At 61.7% G+C, this 16,024-nt stretch carries 17 protein-coding genes; 14 read left to right on the top strand and 3 right to left on the bottom strand.

Going from position 1 to position 16,024, the window contains the following annotated elements; translation table 11 throughout:
• Nucleotides 1-85 precede the first annotated feature (85 nt).
• Genes PJL15_RS01010 through PJL15_RS00995 form a run of 4 tightly spaced genes read left to right on the top strand, consistent with a single transcriptional unit; the run spans nt 86 to nt 4,440 of the window.
• The gene (locus PJL15_RS01010; protein ID WP_281449355.1) at nt 86-1,336 is read left to right on the top strand and encodes an ROK family transcriptional regulator; all 1,251 of its coding nucleotides are present in this window, start codon (nt 86-88) and stop codon (nt 1,334-1,336) included.
• A 49-nt stretch (nt 1,337-1,385) separates the two neighbouring features.
• Nucleotides 1,386-2,756, top strand: coding sequence for an extracellular solute-binding protein (locus tag PJL15_RS01005; RefSeq protein WP_281449427.1), 1,371 nt, complete (start codon nt 1,386-1,388; stop codon nt 2,754-2,756).
• A complete protein-coding gene (locus PJL15_RS01000; protein ID WP_281449354.1) occupies nt 2,753-3,622 on the top strand; it encodes a carbohydrate ABC transporter permease in 870 nt (289 codons plus the stop codon). Before PJL15_RS01005 ends, PJL15_RS01000 begins: the two co-directional genes overlap by 4 nt.
• Nucleotides 3,619-4,440 (top strand): carbohydrate ABC transporter permease, encoded by an 822-nt coding sequence (locus PJL15_RS00995; RefSeq protein WP_281449353.1) that lies wholly within the window; start codon nt 3,619-3,621, stop codon nt 4,438-4,440. The genes PJL15_RS01000 and PJL15_RS00995 overlap by 4 nt, the downstream gene beginning before the upstream one ends.
• A 23-nt stretch (nt 4,441-4,463) precedes the next feature.
• On the opposite strand, the gene PJL15_RS00990 is transcribed toward PJL15_RS00995, so the two are convergent.
• Nucleotides 4,464-4,697 carry a hypothetical protein gene (locus PJL15_RS00990; protein ID WP_281449426.1) on the bottom strand — a complete coding sequence of 78 codons (234 nt, stop codon included), beginning with the start codon at nt 4,695-4,697 and terminating at the stop codon, nt 4,464-4,466.
• Nucleotides 4,698-4,814: 117 nt separating this feature from the next.
• Here PJL15_RS00990 and PJL15_RS00985 point away from each other — a divergent pair, with 117 nt between their 5' ends.
• Genes PJL15_RS00985 through PJL15_RS00960 form a run of 6 tightly spaced genes read left to right on the top strand, consistent with a single transcriptional unit; the run spans nt 4,815 to nt 9,945 of the window.
• Nucleotides 4,815-5,822 (top strand): AAA family ATPase, encoded by a 1,008-nt coding sequence (locus tag PJL15_RS00985; RefSeq protein ID WP_281449352.1) that lies wholly within the window; start codon nt 4,815-4,817, stop codon nt 5,820-5,822.
• 12 nt (nt 5,823-5,834) lie between these two features.
• Nucleotides 5,835-6,782: a DUF58 domain-containing protein gene (locus PJL15_RS00980; RefSeq protein WP_281449351.1), complete on the top strand. Its 948-nt coding sequence runs from the start codon at nt 5,835-5,837 to the stop codon at nt 6,780-6,782.
• Nucleotides 6,772-7,233: a hypothetical protein gene (locus PJL15_RS00975; RefSeq protein ID WP_281449350.1), complete on the top strand. Its 462-nt coding sequence runs from the start codon at nt 6,772-6,774 to the stop codon at nt 7,231-7,233. The genes PJL15_RS00980 and PJL15_RS00975 overlap by 11 nt, the downstream gene beginning before the upstream one ends.
• Nucleotides 7,224-8,219: a vWA domain-containing protein gene (locus PJL15_RS00970; protein ID WP_281449349.1), complete on the top strand. Its 996-nt coding sequence runs from the start codon at nt 7,224-7,226 to the stop codon at nt 8,217-8,219. Before PJL15_RS00975 ends, PJL15_RS00970 begins: the two co-directional genes overlap by 10 nt.
• Nucleotides 8,216-9,253: a VWA domain-containing protein gene (locus PJL15_RS00965; RefSeq protein WP_281449348.1), complete on the top strand. Its 1,038-nt coding sequence runs from the start codon at nt 8,216-8,218 to the stop codon at nt 9,251-9,253. Before PJL15_RS00970 ends, PJL15_RS00965 begins: the two co-directional genes overlap by 4 nt.
• Nucleotides 9,250-9,945 carry a hypothetical protein gene (locus PJL15_RS00960; protein WP_281449347.1) on the top strand — a complete coding sequence of 232 codons (696 nt, stop codon included), beginning with the start codon at nt 9,250-9,252 and terminating at the stop codon, nt 9,943-9,945. Before PJL15_RS00965 ends, PJL15_RS00960 begins: the two co-directional genes overlap by 4 nt.
• 30 nt (nt 9,946-9,975) lie before the next feature.
• Here PJL15_RS00960 and PJL15_RS00955 read toward each other — a convergent pair whose 3' ends face one another.
• The gene (locus PJL15_RS00955) at nt 9,976-10,479 is read right to left on the bottom strand and encodes a DUF2004 domain-containing protein (RefSeq protein ID WP_281449346.1); all 504 of its coding nucleotides are present in this window, start codon (nt 10,477-10,479) and stop codon (nt 9,976-9,978) included.
• Nucleotides 10,480-10,529: 50 nt separating this feature from the next.
• On the bottom strand, nt 10,530-11,495 hold the full coding sequence (locus PJL15_RS00950) for a LysR family transcriptional regulator (protein WP_281449345.1): 966 nt from the start codon (nt 11,493-11,495) through the stop codon (nt 10,530-10,532).
• 396 nt (nt 11,496-11,891) lie between these two features.
• Here PJL15_RS00950 and nrdH point away from each other — a divergent pair, with 396 nt between their 5' ends.
• From nrdH to nrdF, 4 genes are all read left to right on the top strand, one after another.
• Nucleotides 11,892-12,134, top strand: coding sequence for a glutaredoxin-like protein NrdH (gene nrdH / locus PJL15_RS00945; RefSeq protein ID WP_144658986.1), 243 nt, complete (start codon nt 11,892-11,894; stop codon nt 12,132-12,134).
• Between the two features lie 63 nt (nt 12,135-12,197).
• On the top strand, nt 12,198-12,668 hold the full coding sequence (nrdI, locus tag PJL15_RS00940; RefSeq protein WP_281449344.1) for a class Ib ribonucleoside-diphosphate reductase assembly flavoprotein NrdI: 471 nt from the start codon (nt 12,198-12,200) through the stop codon (nt 12,666-12,668).
• An 11-nt stretch (nt 12,669-12,679) separates the two neighbouring features.
• Nucleotides 12,680-14,821, top strand: a complete 2,142-nt coding sequence (nrdE, locus tag PJL15_RS00935; protein ID WP_281449425.1) for a class 1b ribonucleoside-diphosphate reductase subunit alpha — start codon at nt 12,680-12,682, stop codon at nt 14,819-14,821.
• 93 nt (nt 14,822-14,914) lie between these two features.
• Entirely contained in the window at nt 14,915-15,889 is a 975-nt protein-coding gene (gene nrdF / locus PJL15_RS00930; RefSeq protein ID WP_090825132.1) for a class 1b ribonucleoside-diphosphate reductase subunit beta, read from the top strand.
• The last annotated feature ends 135 nt before the right edge of the window (nt 15,890-16,024 follow it).

Below are 16,024 nucleotides of genomic sequence, written 5' to 3'. Positions count from 1 at the left end.
TGCTCATATCCGTGGGGGCAGTGGTGTCGTACGATGCAAACACAGACCGAATTCGTAGAACATTTCCGAATGACTAGGGGCATCAGTGACTGAGATCCGGCAGCCGACACCGAGGCGCGGAACCAACCTTCCCCGCATGGGGGACTTCAACCTGACCGTCATTTTGGAGGCGATCCGGCGGTCCTCGGGCGGGCTCAGTCGCGTTGAACTGGCACAGATCGTGGGGCTTTCGCCGCAAACGATTTCGAACATCTCCCGGCGCCTCCTTGACCAGCAGCTCATCGTCGAGGCCGGCAAGGAAGGGTCCGGTCCAGGGAAGCCGCGCACCATCCTGCGCCTCAACCCTGCGGGAATGTACGCCGTGGGGGTGCACCTGGACCCTGCCGTTATTACGTTCGTGGTCCTGGATTTGCTGGGCGACGTCGTCAAGCATTCCCGGATGGCTACTCCGGGGGGCGACCCCGCCGGAGTGATCACCAGCATCGCCGAACAGATCCAGGCGCTGGTCGAAGAATCAGGCGTTGATGCAGCCAAGATTGCGGGGCTCGGTGTCGCCGTTCCCGGCCCGATCGACCTGGACGAAGGGTCCGTGGTTGAGCCGCCGCTTCTGACACGGTGGAACAGGGTGCGCATCAGGGAGGCATTGGCCGAGGCCACGGGCCTGGAGACGCTGGTGGACAAAGACGTGACCAGTGCTGCTGTGGCAGAGACCTGGGCGGGTGGCGCGAGCGGCGCCGGCAGCTTCGTTTTCATGTATATGGGAACCGGTATCGGTTGCGGCATCGTGCTCAACGACGAGGTGGTGCGCGGAACTTCCGGCAACGCCGGCGAAATAGGCCACATCGTTGTTGACCCGGAGGGTCCGCTCTGTGATTGCGGGCTCAGTGGATGCGTCAAGTCGTCCTGTATCCCGCAAGTCTTGGTGGCCGAGGCCGAAGCTGCGGGCGTCCTGGACGGGAGCCGGCATGGAGCCGATGGTCCCGAAGTACAGGAACGCTTCGCCGAGTTGTGCGATAAAGCCGACGCGGGTGACGAACAGGCCATTGCGATCCTGGACAAGTCGGCTACGCTCGTGGCCCGGGCCGTGTCCGTGGTGACGAACGCGTTGGACGTGGAGCGCGTGGTCTTCGGTGGCCCGTTCTGGGGCCGCATGGCACCGTATTTCCTTGACCGCGTTCCCGGCCTCCTGGACAAGAACAATGCTGCCCGCATGATCCACGGACTCGAAGTCGTGGGCACAGGGGTGGGTGAAGATGTCGGCGCCATTGGTGCTGCTTGCCTGGTCCTGGAGCACATGCTGGCCCCCCGCGCCCAACGGCTCCTGCTGGAGGGCTGATCAAGCAGCACGATTGAGTGATTGGAGCACCATGCGCCCAATGAAGACCATGCGCCCAATAAAGACCATGCGCCCCGTAAAGATGGCAGCCGCATTTGCCGTTGCCGCGGTTCTTGTTGGAGTGACATCGTGTTCCTCGGCTCCGGATGCAGCCCAGGACAAAACCCTGAAGATCGTGTACCAAAAAACCGATGCCTTCACAGCGCTCGATTCGGTGATGCAGGATGCCAAGAAGGAATTCGAGGCCGCCCATTCAGGCGTAAAGGTGGACCTTCAGCCCATCCAGGCCAACGATGACGACTACGGGACCAAGCTGGCGCTGGCGCAGCGGTCCCGGGACACGGCACCGGATGTCTTCTACGAGGACACGTTCAAGGTCCGTTCCGACGTCGACGCCGGGTACTTGCTCAAGCTGGACAGTTACCTTGGGAAATGGGACGACTGGTCGAAGTTCAGCGAAGCCGCAAAGGCGGCCGGCCGCGCGGACGACGGCGGAATTTACGCAGTGCCGTTGGGGACTGACACCCGTGCCATTTGGTACAACAAGGCCGTCCTGCAGAAGGCCGGGATCGCCGTCCCTTGGCAGCCGGAAAGCTGGGAGGACATCCTGGCGATGGCACGCAAGGTCAAGGCCGCCGACTCCAGCGTGATCCCTTTCACCATGTACGCCGGCAAGGGCACCGGCGAAGGCACCGTAATGCAGAGTTTCTACGAGCTCCTCTACGGCACGGGCAGCACCCTTTACGACGAAGACCAGAAGAAATGGGTGGTGGGTTCCCAAGGCTTCACCGATTCCCTGGCCTTCCTGAAAACGCTCTATGACGAGAAACTGGCCGTCAGCCCCGCAGAGGCCCTGGATGCGAATGTCTGGAAGAAGGTCTTCGGGGAGTGGTTCCCGCAGGGCAAACTGGCGGCCACCGTGGAAGGTTCCTACGCGCCGTCGTTCTGGAAAAAGGGCGGCGCTTACGAATGGGGGGCCTACGAACAGGACATGGCTGTGGCCGCGTTCCCCACCCAGAAAGGCCAGCAACCAGGCAGTGTCAGCATGTCCGGTGGTTGGACCCTGGCGGTGGGCGCCAACACTCAGAACCCCGAGCTTTCCTTCCAGTTCCTCGCCACCGCACTGAACAAGAAGAACGCGTTGGCGTACGACATCAACAACTCGCAAATCGCCGTTCGGACCGACGTGGCCGCCGAGCCTGGCTATCTCGCTGCCAATCCTTTCGTGAAAGACGTATCGGACCTGGTGGAGGTAACACACTATCGTCCGGCCACGGCTGATTACCCCAGGATTTCCACGGCGGTGCAGGTTGCTACCGAAGCGGTCATCACGGGCAAGCAAAGCCCCCAGGATTCCGCTGCGGAATACGATGCCACCGTCCGCAAGCTGGTTGGTGAGGACAAGGTCCTGCAGAAATGAATCCACGCCGCCTCTTGCGGCTCCTGCCGATAACCCCGGCCATTCTGCTGCTCCTTGTCTTCCTTCTGGCTCCCGTTGTGTGGTCCTTTTACGCATCCTTTACTGATGCGGCGTTGTCCGGGAAAGCGGCCAAGGATCCTCAGTGGGTGGGTGCGGAGAACTACGTCCGTATGTTTTCCGATGACTCCTTTCCCATGGCCACGTGGCTCACTGTGGTTTTTGTCGCGGCTTCCGCCGTGCTGGGCCAGAACCTTCTTGGTTTGCTGATCGCGTTGCTCATGACGCGTTCACGCAAGATGGTGTCGGACTGGGTGGGAACGGCCGTAGTAGCTGCCTGGGTACTGCCGGAAATCGTGGCGGCCTTCGCGGCGTACGCGTATTTCAACCGGGACGGCACCCTGAACCAGCTATTGGCAGTCCTGGGGACCCACGGCCTGGATTGGTTGTATTCGTTCCCGCTGGTTGCCATCATCCTGGCCAATACCTGGCGGGGGACGGCCTTCTCCATGCTGGTCTACCGGGCGGCACTGGCAGATGTTCCCCGGGATGTTTCCGAGGCCGCACTCATGGATGGGGCCCGGGGATGGCAGCGACTCGGGTTCATTACGTTGCCATTGATCAGGAACAGCATCGCCACCAACCTGATGCTGATCACCCTCCAGACGCTGGCAGTATTCACCCTTATCTGGGTGATGACGGCGGGTGGGCCCGCAAACGCCAGCACCACCCTGCCAGTCCTCGCTTACCAGGAGGCGTTCAAGTTCGGCGATATTGGATACGGTACGGCTGTGGCGTCGGTTCTGATCCTGCTGGGAATGGTCTTCGGGGCTGTGTACGTGCGCCTGTTGCGGGAGCGGCGCCCATGAGCCGTTCCAGGGCCAGGCTTGGTGTCGACATTGCCTTGCTGCTGATCGGCGTGTGCTTTGCGGCGCCGTTGCTGTGGTTGGTGCTTGCCGCCGTCGACCCTCAAGCGGGCTACCAGACCAAGGTGCCTTCGGCGCCGTCGATAATCAACTTCGCGGCCGTCATGACCCCGGAGCTGTTGGGACGCCCACTGCTCAACAGTTTCCTGCTGTCCGCCGGTACGGCGCTGGTGAACGTCCTGGCGGCGGTGCTTGCCGCCTACCCGCTGTCCAGGTACCAGTCCCGGTTCAACAAGCCGTTCATGTACACGGTTCTTTTCGGTACATCATTGCCGGTGACAGCCATCATGGTCCCGGTCTACGGTTTGTTCGTTCAATTGCAGCTCCTGGATTCCATGGCTGCCACCATCTTCTTCATGGCCACCACCACTTTGCCCATGGCGATCTGGATGGCAAAGAACTTCATGGACTCGGTTCCCTTGGAACTGGAGGAAGCAGCGTGGATGGACGGGGCATCGTCCATGGCGACGCTGCGCAGTATTGTCCTGCCCCTCATGGGGCAAGGCCTTGGAGTGGTCTTCATCTTCGTTTTTATCCAGGCGTGGGGGAACTTCTTCGTTCCCTTCATCCTTTTGCTGTCCACGGGCAAGCAGCCTGCGGCGGTGTCCATCTTCAGCTTCTTCGGCCAGCACGGTGCGATCGCCTACGGTCAGCTGGCTGCGTTCTCCATCCTCTATTCCGTCCCGGTGTTGGTGCTTTACGCGGTGGTGTCCCGGGGCATGGGGAACTCGTTTGCCATGTCCGGCGCCATGAAAGGCTAAAGCGCCAGCGTCGGGCCAAGCGATCAGTCGATGTCTTCGATGATCTCGCCAAAGGGGATGGACTCGTCCACGTGGGCCTGGTGCCCTGTCGGTCCCCGGTTGAAAGTGATGCGGACGCCGTGGCGCTGGTCTGCTGCTGACTGGAGAAGGACGGGGCGTACGGCGTCGATGACGTGCTGGTCCTGGGATGCAAGGTAACTCTGATAGGCGGCTGGTAGCTGATGCATGGCAAAAGGATAGACCTCAGGCGCCCACATGGGGAGGGGTACCCATTGCGGCCGTGAGCGGGTGCCGTTTGGATAGAGTGGCCAATGCAAGCGGAAACTCTGCCCATCGCTTGCGGCACGACTCATAACGCCAGCGAGGGGACCCGAGTGCACCAGATCACAGCCACGGCCGGAATCGATGCACCGGACATGGCGCGCGCCCAGCAACTGGTGGGAAGCATAGTCCGCAGTTTCGAAAACAAGGTAGTGGGCCAAACCCGGCTGCGGGAGACCCTGGTCATTGGATTGCTCACCGGGGGCCATGTGCTGCTGGAGAGTGTTCCTGGACTTGCCAAGACCACGGCTGCCCAGGCGATCGCGGAATCCGTCAGCGCCGATTTCCGCCGGATCCAGTGCACGCCTGACCTGCTGCCCAGCGACATCGCCGGCACCCAGATCTTCGACGCCGCCAAGGGCACCTTTGTCACGCAGTTGGGTCCTGTCCACGCCAACATCGTGTTGCTCGATGAGATCAACCGCTCCAGTGCAAAAACGCAGAGCGCCATGCTCGAAGCCATGCAGGAACGGCAGACCTCCATCGGCGGCGAGTCCTATCCTTTGCCTGAACCGTTCCTGGTGCTTGCCACGCAGAACCCGATTGAGCAGGAGGGCACTTATCGCCTCCCTGAAGCGCAGATGGACAGGTTCATGCTCAAGGATGTCCTGGATTACCCCAGCCCGGCCGAAGAAGCCGAGGTCATCAGGCGGATCGACGCCGGTGTGTTCAGTGCGGGGCAGAAGCCGCCGGCGGCCGCCTCCCTGGACGCGGTGGTCCAGGTGCAGGAACTCGTTCGCCGCGTGTATATCGACCCGGCCATTGTGCGCTACATCGTCGGCCTCGCCTACGTCACCCGCAATGCTGCACAGTATCTGGAACCGCACCTGGCCAACCTCGTGGAGTTCGGGGCAAGCCCCCGGGCCAGCATCGCCTTCAGCCAGGCGGCCCGGGCTTTGGCCCTGCTCAACGGGCGTGACCACGTGATTCCCGAGGACGTGAAGAACCTGGCACACCGGGTCCTGCGCCACCGCATCATCCTCGGCTTCGACGCCGTCGTGGAGGGCGTTGCCGTGGAGACCGTCATCGATGCCGTCCTGGCGTCCGTCCAAACGCCGTAGCGGGGCCGGCAGGTGCCCAGCCTCATCAGAGCCGTTAAGTCGAAGATGTTCATCTTCGCCCACCGCAGGACCCTCACCCTGCTCGACGGTGAATACGGTTCTGTCTTCAAGGGCCGCAGCCTGGATTTCGATGAGCTGCGCACCTATGTCCCTGGCGACGAAGTCAGGGACATCGACTGGAAAGCCACCGCACGGCACGGCTCGCCCCTGGTCAAACGCTACGTCGCGGTTCGACGCCACTCAGTGTTGTTGCTGGTTGATACCGGCAGGAACATGGCAGCAGAGGCATTCTCGGGCGAAAGCAAGAAGGATATCGCCGTGCACGCCGCCGGAGTGGTGGGATACCTGGCCTGCCGCCACGGTGATGACGTTGGCCTCGTGCACGGAAATGCGAGCGCCCCCAGGTACAGGCCTGCCAAAAACGGCGAGGAATATCTTGAGCGGCTGCTCCGGGAGATCGACTCGAGCATCACGTTGGACTCCCAACCCAGTGACCTGGCAGGGCTGCTCGACTACGTCCTGCGGTTCATCAAAAGACGAATGCTGGTGGTCGTTGTTGCCGACGAATTCCTGCCCGACGCCAGGACCGAGGACCTGATGCGCAGGCTGCGGGCACGTCATGAACTTCTCTGGCTCACTGTCCGTGACGCTGAACTCGCACCGGGCATGGATGCACCCGCCACGGATTCAAGCAGGCTACAGGGCAGCACCGATGTGGCCACCGGCAACGGCATACCTATGGCGTTGTCCTCGGACAGGGCAGTCCGGGCGGCCTACGAGCACGCAATGATCCTGCGAGCAGACCGGCGTGAGGGGCTTTTCCGCCGCCTTGGTATCGCCGAGGAACAGGCCACGGGCAGCGACGACGTCCTGACAGCGGTTTTCGCCTTGCTGGAAAAGCACCGTTCGGGAGCCCGCACCTCCCGGGCCGGGGCGGCAAGGGGCCAGCGTGGCGGATGATCCCACTTTCTATGCACCCCTCCAGTACCAGTCCCTCTGGATGTGGCTGGGGATTGTCCTCATTGTGGTTGTTGCCGGATGGTATGCGTGGCTCTTCCGCCCCCAGCGCAAACGCCTGCCCGCCGGGACGGAGGCCAAACTGCCAGACGTGGAGACACTGCGGTCGCACTGCCTTGCAGCGATAGAGACCACTGCCAGGGACGCCGACGCCGGCCGGGTACCGGAGCGCGAGGCCCACCAGAGGCTGAGCTTCCTCGTGCGGGAGTTCGCCGGCGCGGCCACGGGGCTTCCCGTTACTTCCATGACCCTGGACGAGCTGCGCCGCGAAGGCCTGGACGGCTTGGCCGAAGGAATAGCCGGCATCTACCCCAGCGAATTCTCCGCCGCGAACATCATGCCCGTTCAAAACTCCGCAGAGATAGCCCGGCGGGTGGTCCAGTCATGGAACTGACCTACTGGTGGGTTCTCCCGCTGGCAGCGGCGATAGTGGCGGCCAGTGCGTGGCTGTACCTCCGGCGTCGGCGTCCACTGCAGACCCGGGCCGTAGCCCACGGCGACCGGCTCACTGACCTGCCCGAATACCAACATGCCCTTCGCCGCTACCGGAGGCGGCTTGTCCTCGCAGCAGTCCTGGGAGCGGTCTTCCTGCTTGCCACCGCGGTGACCGCTGCCCGTCCGACCCTGCGGTCCACCGAACAACCGGAGATCCGCAACCGGGACATCGTGCTGTGCTTGGATGTCTCGGGGTCCATGGCCAGCACCGACGCCGCCCTGGTTGCTGTGTTCAAGGACCTTGCCAAGGAGTTCGACGGCGAGAGGATCGGCATGGTCATCTTCGACAGCAGCAGCGTGCAGCTCTTTCCACTCACCGATGACTACGACTACGTCCAGGAGCAACTCACCAACGCCGAGAAGGCCTTAAGGGACGGCGCGGGATCGTTCTTCGACGGCACGTGGAACAGGGAGGGCTCATCACTCATCGGTGACGGCCTGGCATCCTGCGTCCAGAGTTTCCCGGACACAGATGGCAGCGGCACCGGTTCGGCAGGCACCCAGCGCTCGCGGTCCATTGTGCTGGCCACCGATAACTTTGTTTCCGGAGCGCCCATCTTCACCCTGCCCGAGGCCGGCGCACTGGCCGGCAGCAAGAACGTCAAGGTGCATGTCCTGAATCCCAGCGACATGGACTACGGGGATCAGGCCGACCAGCCGGGCGCCCAACTCAAGGCAGCCGCGGAGGGAACGGGCGGTACGTATTCCAGCCCGGACAGCCCCCAGGCCGTTCCGGGCATCGTCCGGAAAGTACAGGAAACCGAAGCCACGAGCTACCTGTCGGCGCCGCAGGCAGTCGTCGCCGACGCGCCGGCCTTGCCCCTGGGTGTAGCGCTGCTGGCCGGGCTGGGAATGTTGGTACTGGGACGGCGGCTGGAGCAATGACGACTACCGCCCTGACCCTCGCACCGATCCTGCCGTGGCCCCTCCTCGCTGTAGCCTGCCTCGGTGCAATTGCGTTCACCCTCTGGACTGTCCTCGCCTTCACCAAGGGCCGCGGCAGTCAGGAACGAGCACGCCCGCCGCAGCGGTACCAGAGGGCCGCAGTGATCCGTTGTGTCGTCGTCGTGCTCCTGCTGGTCGCCGCTTTGCGGCCCGGCTGGGCCGGGGGACAGGCCAGCGCCACCACCGCGGACCTCGACATCTTCTTCGTTGTGGATACAAGCACCAGCATGGCAGCCGAAGACTACAACGGGACCGGTACCCGCATGGCGGGAGTCCAGCAGGACGTCATGGAGGTTGCGAAGGAGCTTGCGGGAGCCAAGTTTTCGCTGATCACCTTTGATGACAAAGCAACAGTTCGGATGCCGCTGTCCCAGGACGCCAACGCGCTGCAAGCCAGCATTGCCACCCTGCAGCCCCAGAATCCCCGCTACGCCAAGGGCAGCGGCGTCACGGGAGCAGGGCAACTCCTGAAGGAAAGGCTGGCCGCTGCCCGCGAACAACACCCGGGCAGGCCGGCGCTGGTTTTCTATGCCGGCGACGGCGAGAACACCAGTGCGGAGGCGCCGGCACCGATGGATGGCGCCAATGTGGCCGGGGGAGCCGTCCTCGGTTACGGGACAGAAGCCGGCGGGCGGATGAAGGACCCATCCCGGAACGCCAACGGTTATGTGCAGGATCGCTCAGGAGGTGGCCAGGACGCCATCTCGACCATCGATGAAGCACAGCTCCGCAGCATCGCCAGCCAACTCAACGTCCCCTACTCCCACCGGACCGGCAGCGAACCCGCCTCCGGGATGCTCACCAAAGCCCAACCGGGCTCTGTGTCCGCAAGCGCGGCGGATGTACCCGGCAGGATCGAGCTCTACTGGCTGCTGGCCATGGCGGCTTTCCTCCTTGCCATCCCCGAACCGCTCAGGCAGCTCAGGGCACTGCAGGCCACCGCCCGTACACAGCCGAAGGGACACCGGGGATGACCACCACATTTCCACGACGACGACGCCGTCGCCTGGCGCTCTGGTCAGCGCCTGCTGCCCTCCTGGCGCTCGCCGCCACGGCGAAACTCCTGAGCGTGGGCCCGTTGGGAGGAACCGCTGAGAGCTCCTTCACGGCCGGAAACCACGAGGGAGTGGCGCAGGCCGCGACGTGGCTCGGGGCAGTCAACGTCCTCGAACCCCACAAAGCCCCGTTTGCATCCGGTGACGCTGAGGCCTTGGCTGGTGATTTTGCCGCAGCCCGCGCGGATTTCGAGGCCGCCCTGAGGATTGGAAGCGGCGTTGACGAGTGCAGGATCCGCGTGAACCTGGCCCTCAGCGTGGAGAAACTGGCGGATTCCGAAAAGGAGCCGCACACCAAGGACCGGTTGGTTCGGGAAGCCCTTGACGTCATCCAGGCAGCGCCCGTTCAGTGCCACCAACCCGGACCCGCAAACGCAGCAGGGGAGGGGACCACCCTTGATGCGGCCAAGGACCGGCTCAACGGAAAACGGGCCCAGGGTGGAGAGAAACCGGACGACGCCGGGCAATCATCCACCAGCCCGCAGGAGGATCAACTCCAACAGCTCGAAGAGAGCGCCCGGAAAGCGCAGCTGGAGCGCGGTGAAGGCCAGGAACGCGACAAATACCTGCGAGGGCCAGACGATAGTGCCGGCGTTGACAAGCCGTGGTGACCGGCCGCCGTCGGGCTTAAAACTGTTGTGCTACTCCCACAGGATTTCGTCATCCACCACGCCATCCTCATCCGCGGCGGCAACCAGCAATTCGTCGGTGAAGTGCGAGCCCAGGGTGAAGTCGAGGACGAAGTAGCGTTCCGGCTGGCCGGGATAGATGGCCACATGGCCGAGTTTGAGGGCTTTGAGGAAGACATCGTTGGTGAGTTGGTCCTTGTCCCTGACACCAAAGACGGACTCGAGCTGTTCTTCCTTGAGCTGCGAACTGTGGAAGTGCAGGAATTGTTGGGGATTGGTGCCATCCTGGCCAAGTTCATCGGCGATCATTTCCCTGACCTGGTCCACCAGCTCAGGGAGAAAACGCAAGCGGTAGTCCACCTTGCGCATGGCCGCCTCGTCAAAGTGGTCGTGCGCGGCGACATTCAGGTCCAGCTCAAGTTGGTTGCCGCCGAGCTCGTGTCTGGCGACGAAGCAATGTTCACGCCCGTGGTTGAGCTCGATGTCCCCAAAATGTTTGCTCGCTACCTTGCCCATGTGATCAATCTAACCCCTACATCCAGCGGGTTCCAGCACTTGGGGATATTTCACCTGCGCCGCTGCGGGCCCTTGACAGGAACTGTTTTGAGGGGGTGGAGGCCGCTCTTGCCCGACGTGGCCCGGAGGGTGTCTGCCAGCAGTTGGGTGAAAAGTTGAACCTGGGCAGTCCGCTTCTCATTGATCAGCAAGGCGAAGACGTTCCTTGCCAGCCGGATGTCCGGCACGTCGAGGACCACGACGCCGGGTGGCCGGTTCCGCAGCGCAAGTTCCGGTACAAGCGAGGCGCCAAGACCGGCGGCCGTCATCTCCAGGCTCGCGTGGAAGTCGTCGCTGTAGGCCACCACCCTGGGGTGGAGGTTGCAGCTGGCGAACAGGCGCTCGATCACTAAGGCATCACTGGTGCCGGGGTGGTGGACGATCCACGGCATGTCGGACAGATGCGCGGCCTCGATCTCGGCGTCCTCGCGGATTTTCCAGGAAGCCGGGAGGACCACGCGGAAGTCGTCGTCGCCGATCCACTGCCGCTCCAGCGAATGGGGCCACGCCAGACCCGACTGCCCCACCTGATAGACCAGTGCTACGTCCAGTTCACCGCCGCTGCGTAGTCCTTGGATGGTTTGGGCGGGTTCGGCTACGGAAACCTTCAACTCTATGCCCAGTCCGTTCCACCGTTCATTGCGCAGAATGTCCGGCAGCACGTACGTTGCCAAGCTGGGGAAGATGCCCAGGCGCAGTTCCTGGGCGGGGGAGTCGCTGGTCCTGGAGGCTGCGGCCATGAGGGCTTCGACGTCCGTCAGTACTTTCGATGCGTGCCGGGTCATGGTCACGGCGGCTTCGGTCGGCACCACGCTCCGCGCCGAACGCTGGAAAAGCTCGACGCCGGTGTCGCGTTCCAGCGCAGCCATCTGTTGGGAGACTGCCGAGGCTGTGTAGCCCAGTTGGGCGGCGGCGGCGGCAAAGGAACCCAGCCGGGTTACCTCCATCAGCGTCCGGAGGTGGAGAAGGTTGACCATCAGCAGATTTTAGCTGTTCGCCACGCCACATTTTCAAAGTGTCACGACACGCCGTACGGGGGCGACACGCTGAAGATTAAATGTGGCTAAGTAGTCCACAGGGTGTGGATGACATATCTCATTTTGGCGGAATCGCGGACATTTTGAAGCCCCTGCCCTGTGGACGAGCGGTGGATTGAATGACATACTTGTAATACATCATCTTGGGGTCCCGGCGAGGCGCTTGCACTACATGTAGTATCGATTTACGGATTGAGCGGGAAACCAGCACAAGACTAAATAAGAGCGTGTTGGCTGTCACGGCAGCCCGCGGGCCGGTATCGGATTCAGTAGTTAGTTCCGGTTGAGCCCGCCAGATACGAAGAGAACCAGACTTCAACTTAGGGGACAGGGATCATGACCGTAACGGTTTACACGAAGCCGGCCTGTGTTCAGTGCAACGCAACCTACCGGGCACTCGATAAGAAGGGCATCGCCTACCAGAGTGTCGACATTTCCCAGGACGCCGAGGCCCTCGAGCGCCTCAAGGCACTGGGTTACATGCAGGCTCCGGTTGTCGTGACCGAGCAGGACCACTGGTCTGGATTCCGCCCGGACAAGATCGAGGAACTGGCCCAGGCCGCTTCTTCCGTGGCCTAAGTTTCCATTCAAACTTCGCCACCACAGCACACCAAGAATTCCTATGTAGTTGAGGTGACTCCCATGGCACCGCTGGCAGCGGCAACCGTACGTGATGTGACGGAAGCTGTCACCACCAGGAGTCACCTCATCTACTTTTCCTCGACATCCGAGAACACCAAAAGATTCGTCCAGAAACTGGGCAGGGACGCAGCGCGCATCCCGCTCTATGCCCAGGACGCTCCGCTTCAAGCACTTGAACCCTTTGTCCTGGTACTTCCCACTTATGGGGGCACCAACGGTGAAGGGTCGGTTCCCAAGCAGGTCATCAGGTTTCTGAACGATCCCCGGAACAGGGAACTGATCCGCGGTGTTATCGGAGCAGGGAACACCAATTTCGCGGACAACTATTGCGCAGCGGGAGACATCATCTCCGTCAAGTGCAGAGTGCCGCATCTTTACAAATTTGAACTCATGGGGACGCCGGAAGACGTCCAACGGGTCAACGAAGGGCTGGAAAAGTTTTGGACACAACTGTCGCAGAAACAGAAGTAACCGGGGGCGCTGTGGACACGGCCAAGAAGCCGCTGCCTGAGGCTTATAAGGGCCTGGGCTATCACGAGCTCAACGCCATGCTTAACCTGTATGGCCCGAACGGCGAGATCCAGTTCGAAGCCGATCGCGAAGCTGCGCACCAGTACTTCCTGCAGCACGTGAACAACAACACTGTGTTCTTCCACGATCTCGAAGAGAAGCTCGACTACCTGGTCAAGAACCAGTACTACGAGCGCGAGACCCTTGACCAGTACACGATGAACTTCATCCGCGAGCTCTTCAACCGCGCGTACAAGAAGAAGTTCCGCTTCGAGACCTTCCTCGGTGCCTTCAAGTTCTACACGTCCTACACGCTGAAGACTTTTGACGGCAAGCGCTTCCTGGAGCGGTACGAGGACCGTGTCTGCATGGTTGCCCTTCACCTTGCCCGTGGAAACGAAGATCTGGCCAACCGCCTCGTTGACGAGATCATCGACGGCCGCTTCCAGCCGGCCACTCCCACGTTCCTGAATGCCGGCAAGGCGCAGCGTGGCGAGCTCGTCTCCTGCTTCCTCCTGCGCATCGAAGACAACATGGAGTCGATTGCCCGCGCCATCAACTCCGCCCTCCAGTTGTCCAAGCGTGGCGGTGGCGTAGCCCTCTCGCTCACCAACATCCGTGAGCACGGTGCCCCGATCAAGCAGATCGAAAACCAGTCCTCCGGCGTCATCCCCGTGATGAAGCTCCTCGAAGACAGCTTCTCCTACGCCAACCAGCTTGGTGCCCGCCAGGGTGCAGGTGCTGTGTACCTGCACGCACACCACCCCGACATCCACCGCTTCCTGGACACCAAGCGCGAGAACGCTGATGAGAAGATCCGCATCAAGACCCTGTCCCTGGGCGTCGTGGTTCCGGACATCACGTTCGAGCTCGCCAAGAAGAACGAGGACATGTACCTCTTCTCCCCGTATGACGTGGAGAAGGTCTACGGTGTTCCGTTCTCCGATATTTCGGTGACCGAGAAGTACTACGAGATGGTTGACGATTCCCGGATCAAGAAGACCAAGATCAGCGCCCGCGAGTTCTTCCAGACCCTCGCGGAGATCCAGTTCGAGTCCGGCTACCCGTACATCATGTTCGAGGACACCGTGAACCGCGCCAACCCGATCGACGGCAAGATCACCATGAGCAACCTGTGCTCGGAGATCCTGCAGGTATCCTCGCCTTCCATCTACGCCGAGGACCTCAGCTACGAGACCGTGGGCAAGGACATTTCCTGCAACCTCGGTTCGATGAACATTGCCAAGACCATGGATTCGCCGGACTTCGGGCTCTCCATCGAGACGTCCATCCGCGCCCTGAGCGCTGTGTCCGACATGTCCTACATCAACTCCGTGCCGTCGATCGCCCAAGGCAACGCCCAGAGCCACGCAATTGGCCTCGGGCAGATGAACCTTCATGGCTACCTTGCCCGCGAGCACGTCCACTACGGTTCCGAAGAGGGCCTGGACTTTACCAACATCTACTTCTACACGGTGCTGTTCCACGCCTTGCGCGCTTCCAACCGCCTGGCCATCGAGACCGGCCAGAAGTTCGGCGGCTTCGAGAAGTCCACCTACGCCTCCGGTGAATTCTTCGACAAGTACACCGAGCAGGAATGGGTTCCGGCAACGGAGCGCGTCCAGGAACTTTTTGCCGGCCACCACATCCCCACCCAGGATGACTGGCGCGAGCTGAAGGCTTCGGTCATGGAGCACGGCATTTACAACCAGAACCTCCAGGCCGTGCCGCCTACCGGTTCCATCAGCTACATCAACAACTCCACGTCCTCGATCCACCCGGTGGCCGCCAAGATCGAAATCCGCAAGGAAGGCAAGATCGGCCGCGTCTACTACCCGGCTCCGTACCTGACCAATGACAACCTGGAGTACTACCAGGATGCCTACGAGATCGGCTACGAGAAGATCATCGACACCTACGCCGCTGCCACGCAGCACGTGGACCAGGGCCTGTCCCTGACGCTGTTCTTCAAGGACACCGCCACCACGCGCGACATCAACAAGGCGCAGATCTACGCATGGCGCAAGGGCATCAAGACCCTCTACTACATCCGTCTCCGCCAGCTCGCGCTGGAAGGGACTGAGGTGGAAGGCTGCGTCAGCTGCATGCTGTAGCCAACCACGCACATAACTAAAGAGTACGACGGCGGGTCTCCACCCGCCGTCGTACGCTTACCTTAAGAACTACCCATCGCTAAAGGGGATGACATGACCGAGAAGGTCAAGCTGCTGAGCCACGTCGAAGCCATCAACTGGAACAAGATCCAGGACGACAAGGACGTGGAAGTCTGGAACCGACTGGTCAACAACTTCTGGCTGCCGGAGAAGGTGCCGCTGTCCAACGACGTTCAGTCGTGGCACACGCTGACGCCGGACGAGCAGCAGCTCACCATGCGCGTTTTCACCGGACTCACCCTGCTGGACACCATCCAGGGGACAGTGGGCGCCGTCTCGCTGATTCCGGATGCGATCACGCCGCATGAAGAGGCCGTGTACACCAACATCGCGTTCATGGAGTCCGTGCACGCGAAGTCGTACTCGTCCATCTTCTCCACCCTGTGCTCCACCAAGGAGATTGACGACGCCTTCCGCTGGTCGCTCGAAAACGAGAACCTGCAGAAGAAGGCCCAGATCGTCATGGACTACTACCAGGGCGACGATCCCCTCAAGCGCAAGGTGGCCTCCACACTGCTGGAAAGCTTCCTGTTCTACTCGGGCTTCTACCTGCCCATGTACTGGTCCTCACGCGCCAAGCTCACGAACACGGCCGACCTCATCCGCCTCATCATCCGCGACGAGGCCGTGCACGGTTACTACATCGGCTACAAATTCCAGAAGGGCCTGGAGAAGGTTTCGGAGGCCCGCAAGCAGGAAATCAAGGACTACACCTTCGAGTTGCTCTTTGAGCTGTACGAAAACGAAGTCCAGTACACGCACGATCTCTACGACGGCGTTGGCCTGGCCGAGGACGTCAAGAAGTTCCTGCACTACAACGCCAACAAGGCCCTCATGAACCTTGGCTACGAGGCCATGTTCCCGGCATCGGTCACCGACGTGAACCCGGCCATCCTGTCGGCCCTGTCCCCGAACGCCGACGAGAACCACGACTTCTTCTCCGGCTCGGGCTCCTCCTATGTGATCGGCAAGGCCGTCAACACGGAGGACGAAGACTGGGAGTTCTAGTCGCCGTCCTATCGGAGGCAACTGCCACCAGCTCGGGATTAGTCGCAGCGTGCGGCTGATCCCGGGCTTTTGCCTTTAAAGTCCAGTCGCCTGTCAAGGCGCCGGCTATTACGTCACGCAAGATTTGCGTAATTA

The sequence above is a fragment of the Paenarthrobacter nitroguajacolicus genome (genome assembly GCF_029952445.1).
Classification (GTDB): domain Bacteria; phylum Actinomycetota; class Actinomycetes; order Actinomycetales; family Micrococcaceae; genus Arthrobacter; species Arthrobacter nitroguajacolicus_B.
Note: the sequence above shows the minus strand (reverse complement) of the source record. Positions and strands in the feature narration are given on the sequence as shown.